Annotated in this window: 6 protein-coding genes; all 6 read right to left on the bottom strand. The window is 69.7% G+C overall.

Annotation, left to right across the window (positions count from 1 at the left end; translation table 11 throughout):
- The coding region (locus AC1DYN_RS31485; RefSeq protein WP_477966568.1) for a hypothetical protein at positions 1-378 on the bottom strand (378 nt) is incomplete at its 3' end.
- The gene (locus AC1DYN_RS31480; protein WP_477966566.1) at positions 375-950 is read right to left on the bottom strand and encodes a hypothetical protein; all 576 of its coding nucleotides are present in this window, start codon (positions 948-950) and stop codon (positions 375-377) included. The genes AC1DYN_RS31485 and AC1DYN_RS31480, both read right to left, overlap by 4 nt.
- Positions 947-1,492: a PilN domain-containing protein gene (locus AC1DYN_RS31475; protein WP_477966564.1), complete on the bottom strand. Its 546-nt coding sequence runs from the start codon at positions 1,490-1,492 to the stop codon at positions 947-949. Before AC1DYN_RS31475 ends, AC1DYN_RS31480 begins: the two co-directional genes overlap by 4 nt.
- Complete coding sequence (locus tag AC1DYN_RS31470) at positions 1,489-2,298, bottom strand: hypothetical protein (RefSeq protein ID WP_477966562.1); 810 nt, start codon at positions 2,296-2,298, stop codon at positions 1,489-1,491. The genes AC1DYN_RS31475 and AC1DYN_RS31470 overlap by 4 nt, the downstream gene beginning before the upstream one ends.
- Complete coding sequence (locus AC1DYN_RS31465) at positions 2,291-3,997, bottom strand: GspE/PulE family protein (protein ID WP_477966560.1); 1,707 nt, start codon at positions 3,995-3,997, stop codon at positions 2,291-2,293. Before AC1DYN_RS31465 ends, AC1DYN_RS31470 begins: the two co-directional genes overlap by 8 nt.
- On the bottom strand, positions 3,994-5,127 hold a 1,134-nt coding region (locus AC1DYN_RS31460), incomplete at its 5' end, for a type II secretion system F family protein (protein ID WP_477966558.1). The genes AC1DYN_RS31460 and AC1DYN_RS31465, both read right to left, overlap by 4 nt.

The raw sequence follows: 5,127 nt of genomic DNA, 5'->3' as shown, positions 1-5,127 counted from the left end.
GTCCTGGAGCGACTTGCCGATGTACTTGAACGGCAAAGGCGGCGCCACGGGCGGCGGCGGTGGTGGCGGTGGCACGTTCGATGGCGGCGGCGGTGGCGGCGTCCAGTCGTGGCGCGCGAACAGGCCCTGCCCGCCCTCGCCGAAGCGCTCGCCGTCGGCGCCGATCAACTCGTCGCGCGGGACCAGACGCATGATCGCGGTGTCCGCAACGGGCTGGGCGACCACCGCAGCCGTACTACGCGCGGGCGCGGTGGCAGCCGTCTTGGCCACGCGCTCGGCCGGTTCGGCCAGCGTGTTGTCAGGGGTCGTGTCGCCAAACACGACCAGGCCCGCGGCCAGCGCCAGCGCGCCACCCATGGCGATATGACGAGGCTTCATCGTGCTTCTCCCGATGCTGCGCTGCGCTCGGCAAGATAGAACGTCAGGCGCAGCCGCGCATCGACGCCTGCCTCGCCGATGGCGTCGCGGCGAAACGCCACGTCGTCGAGCGAGGCATGCGGCACCGCGCGCAGGACGTCCATCGCAAACTGCCAGATTGCCGCGTAACTGCCCTTGACGGGCAGGTTGACCTGATACGCGACCAGCCGGGCGTTGCGGTCAACGGTGGTGCGGTACTCGCCCTGCTCCAGCGTCAAGCCATGGCGCGCGGCCAGTGCGAACACCGCTTTCAACTGGCGCTCCACGCTACGGGCATCGCCCAGCGTCGCGTAGAACTGCGCCAGGTTCTGGTCGCTGCTCGGTGGCGGTGCGCTTGGTGCCGGGCGTGGTGGCAATGGCGTACGCGCGAGGCGGCGCGCGGCCTCGTAGTCTGCTTCGAGCCGGGTGCGCGCCGGCACCAGCGCGACCTGCACGGCTGCGCCGGCCACGAGCAGCGCCACGACGAGCGCCACCAGCGGATTGACGCGCGCGAGCAGCAGGCGCGCGCGCAATGGCAGGGTCGCGAGCGTCATGGCGTCCCCCATTGCACGCTGACCTGGAAACGCAGTGGCCGGTTCGGGTCTTCCTGCATCACTTCATGGCGCATCAGCACCACACCCGTGAACCATTCCTCGGCCTGCAGGCGGGTGATGTAGGCCAGCATGTCGTCGCTGTTTTTTGCTTCGGCGCTGATGCGCAGCGTGYGCCGCTTGGCGTCGGGTTCCAGCGCCAGCAGCGCGATCGAGGCTGGCGTGGCGTCTGCCAGTGCCGCCGCCAGGTCGCGCCATGGCAGGTTCAGTTGCCCCACGGCGGCGTTGACAGCGGTGACCTGCGCCGGCGCCAGGGTGACCTTCGGCGCGGCCGCCACCACGACGGGCGGCGGCGCACTGCGCACGGCCAGCGCCGCCTGCAAGTCGGTCAGCTCCTGCTGCTGCTCGACGTAGCGCTGTGTCATGACGCCTGCCGGCACGCACATCGCCAGCACGGCAGGCAGCAGGAAGACAAGGCGTGGCGGCGTGCGAAACAGCGTGCGGCGCAGGCCCGGCGGGGCGAAATCGATGCGGGTACGCTTCACGCGGGCGCTCCCGTGCGCGCCAGGCGCGCCAGGTCGGACCAGCCGTCGCCGGCGTTCTGCTCCAACAGGCTGCAGGCGAATTTCAGGCGCCCCGGGCTGCTGCCCCAGGCGGCCGGCGCGGCGCCGCACAGTTGCAGCCGTTCGGGCCGCCCCACGCCCACGCGCAGCGCTTCGCGCGCCACGTGCGCTTCCAGCCAGTCGCGATCGGCGCCGGCCGGGATCGGGCTGCTGCGCACGGCCATCAAAACCGCGCCGTCATACGCCGCGAGCGACAGCACGCCGCCATGCACCTGGCCGAACCACGCACCTGCCCTGCGCGCCTGGCGCCACTGATTGAGCGCGGCGACAAACTGCGGCCGGATGTCGACCAGATGAAAGCGGTGGGTCTGGGCAGCCAGCTGCAGGCCATCGAGCAGGTTCAGTGGCGCGGCGCTGGCCAGGAACGGCCGGGCCGCATCCCAGTCGGCGCGGATCACCCACTCGGAAGGCGGCGCCCCGAACAGGTGCTGGAAGCGCAGCGCGGCCGCCCCTTCGAGGTCGCCCATGCGCGTGGCTTCTTGCGGCGGCGTGACCTGCCACAGGCGGATCAATTCATCGGCCAGCACGACACTCACCGTCCAGCCGCCAGGCGCATGGTCGGCAAACAGCGCGCGCAGCCCCGTGGCCAGCGCATCGGGCGCGAACAGGTCGAGCCGCTGCTCGGCCAGCAGCACGGGCGCGCCGCCGAACAGGCGGTTGATCCTGACCAGGGCCAGGCCATCGCTGGCAATGCCCAGGCGCAGGGTGTGTCCAAGGCGCTTACGCATGCAGGGTCACTCGCTTGATTTCATCGATGGTGGTGGCGCCGCGCCGCACCAGGTCGAGCGCGGCCAGGCGCAGGCTGCGCGTGCCGTTGGCATGGGCCGCAGCCTTGATGCGGCGGATTGGCTGCTTGTCGACGATCAGCTCGCGGATCTCGTCGTTCAGGGTCAGGATTTCGGCGATCGAACGGCGGCCCTTGTAGCCGGTGCCACGGCAATCGCCGCAGCCTTTCCCACGCATGAACAGGTAGTCGCCCACCTCGGCGCGTTCCAGGTGCACCGACGCCAGTTCGAGATCGGTCGGGTCGTGCCGCTCGCCGCAGCGCGGGCAGTTCATGCGGATCAGGCGCTGGGCCCAGATGCCGTTCAGGGCCGAGACGAACGCATACGGATCGATGCCCATGTGCGTGAAGCGCCCGAACACGTCGAACACATTGTTGGCGTGGACGGTCGTCAGGACCAGGTGACCGGTCAGCGCCGACTGCACCGCGATTTCGGMAGTTTCGCGGTCGCGGATCTCGCCGACCATGATCTTGTCGGGGTCATGCCGCAGGATCGAGCGCAGGCCCTTGGCGAAGGTCAGGCCCTTCTTTTCGTTGACCGGGATTTGCAGGATGCCGGGCAGCTGGTACTCCACCGGGTCTTCGATCGTGATGATCTTTTCGCGGCCGTTGTGGATTTCGGTCAGCGCCGCGTACAGCGTCGTAGTCTTGCCCGAGCCGGTGGGGCCAGTCACCAGCAGCATGCCGTAGGCTTCCTGCGCCAGGTGGCGCAGCGTGACGAGCGATGGCGCGTCAAACCCCAGCGCTTCGAGCGTGAGCGAGCCGTAGGCCTCGATCATCGCGCGCTTGTCCAGAATACGGATTACCGCATCTTCGCCGTGGATGCTCGGCATGATCGACACGCGCAGGTCGATGTCGCGCCCGGCCGCCTCGACCCTAAAGCTCCCGTCCTGCGGCACGCGGCGCTCGGCGATATCGAGTTCGGCCAGCACCTTCAGGCGCGAGATGATGTGCTCGGCCAGTTCGATGCCGCCCACCGTCGTGGCGTGATCGAGTACGCCGTCCACACGGTACTTCACGGCCAGGCCGCCGGCCGTGCTTTCCAGGTGGATGTCCGAGGCGCCGGCTTTCAGCGCGTCGTACAGCGTGGAGTTGACCAGCTTGACGGCCGGGCTGCCCGCTTCGGACACCGACGCGAACGACAGCACGGTGCCGATCTTGCCGTCGCGCCGGCCGTCGGCTGCCCCGCCCACGAGCGAATCGACGGCGCGCGCCGATTCTTCCTGCTTGGACAGGTAGGCCTGGATGTCGGCCTGCTGCGCCAGGCACAGGTCGAGCGGCCGGCCAGGTGTGGCGCGGGCCTGGGCGCCGAGCCACGTCTGCAGGTCGAGATCGAACGGATCGGCCACCACGCCCACCAGGCGCCCGTCGGCGTGGCGCAGCAGCGCGCAATGGCGCGACAGCGCCTGCGCCAGCGGCAGCAGGTCGAATGCCGGCGCGAGCAGCAGCATCTCGCCCGTTTCCATCACCGGCAGCGCAAACAGCGCGGCCAGGGCCTGCACCAGCTCGCGCGCATCGCGCCCGGTCAGCGCTTCCAGCTCGGCCACGAGGCCCCGGCGCGAGACGTTCGCGGCGGCGCGTGCCTGCGCCAGGATGGCGGGATCGAACGGCGCGGCGGCCACGGAATCGGCGTGCGTGTTCATGACATGTCTCCTGCCAGGTCGAAGATCGGCATGTACAGCAGCACGACAATGGCGCCGACCACAAGGCCGATCGCCGCCATCAGAAGCGGCTCGAAGGTGCGCGTGAAGCGGTCGATCCAGCGCCCGATCTCGCCATCGTAGAACGCGGCCGACTGGGTCAGCATCGGCCCCATCTCGCCCGTGCGCTCGCCCACGCGCAGCATGCGCAGCGAGATCGGCGTGGTCAGGCCATGGGCTTCGAAGGCGTTCGACATCGGCTCGCCCGACTCGATCGCGGCGCGCGCCGCCGACAGGTTTTTGGCCAGGTGCGGCGAGACCATCTGCTGCACGGTTTCAATGGCGCCGACGATCGTGATGCCGCCTTCGGTCAGCATGCCGAGCGTCAGGTACAGGCGCGAGAGTTCATACACGCGGGCACGCTCGCCGATGCCGGGCACGCGGCGCAGCAGCCGGCCCATGCCGCCGCTACGGCGCAGGTGACGAATGCCGGCCACGATGCTGGCCACCACCAGCACGGCGCCGGCCAGGATTGCCGTCCCGTGGCCGGACGCGAACTGGCCCCAGTCCAGCAGCCGCTGCGACAGCCACGGCAGGTCGCGGCCCGCGCCCTGGTAGACCTCGGCGAATTTGGGCACCACGTAGCCGATCAAAAAGCCGGACACGCCCCCGCCGACCATCAGCAGGATCACCGGATAGATCGAGGCGCTGACGATTTTGGCGCGCACGGTGTCGATGCGCTGCTGGTAATCGATGTAGCGCGTCAGTGCGCGCGGCAGGTCGCTGGTGCCTTCGGCGGCGCGCACGATGCCGATGTACAGCGGCGGGAACAGCGCCGGCTGCGCCGCCAGCACGGCCGAAAAGCGCTTGCCTTCGCGCAGGCCGCCGAGCAGGCGTTCGAGCACGGCGCGGGTGGGCGCGGCACTTTCCTTTTCCAGCAGGGCTTCGAGGCTTTCGACGATGCCCAGGCCGGCATTGAGCAGCGCGAGCAGCTCCTGACTGAACAGGACCAAAGATAATTTGGCGCCGCGCGAGCTGGCCAGGCGCGCGCCGCGCGCCGGTTCGACGGCGCTGACGAACAGGCCGCGCGCCTCGATCTGGCGGCGCGCATCCTGCGCGTCGAGGGCATCGAC

This window comes from Rhizobacter sp. P2_D12 (genome assembly GCF_056404395.1).
This window is presented reverse-complemented; position numbering and strand designations above follow the sequence as displayed.

Bases quoted from the DNA above. Each gene is read 5' to 3' on its own strand.
- AC1DYN_RS31470 (WP_477966562.1), bottom strand. From the start codon at position 2,298: ATGCGTAAGCGCCTTGGACACACCCTGCGCCTGGGCATTGCCAGCGAT.
- AC1DYN_RS31480 (WP_477966566.1), bottom strand. From the start codon at position 950: ATGACGCTCGCGACCCTGCCATTGCGCGCGCGCCTGCTGCTCGCGCGC.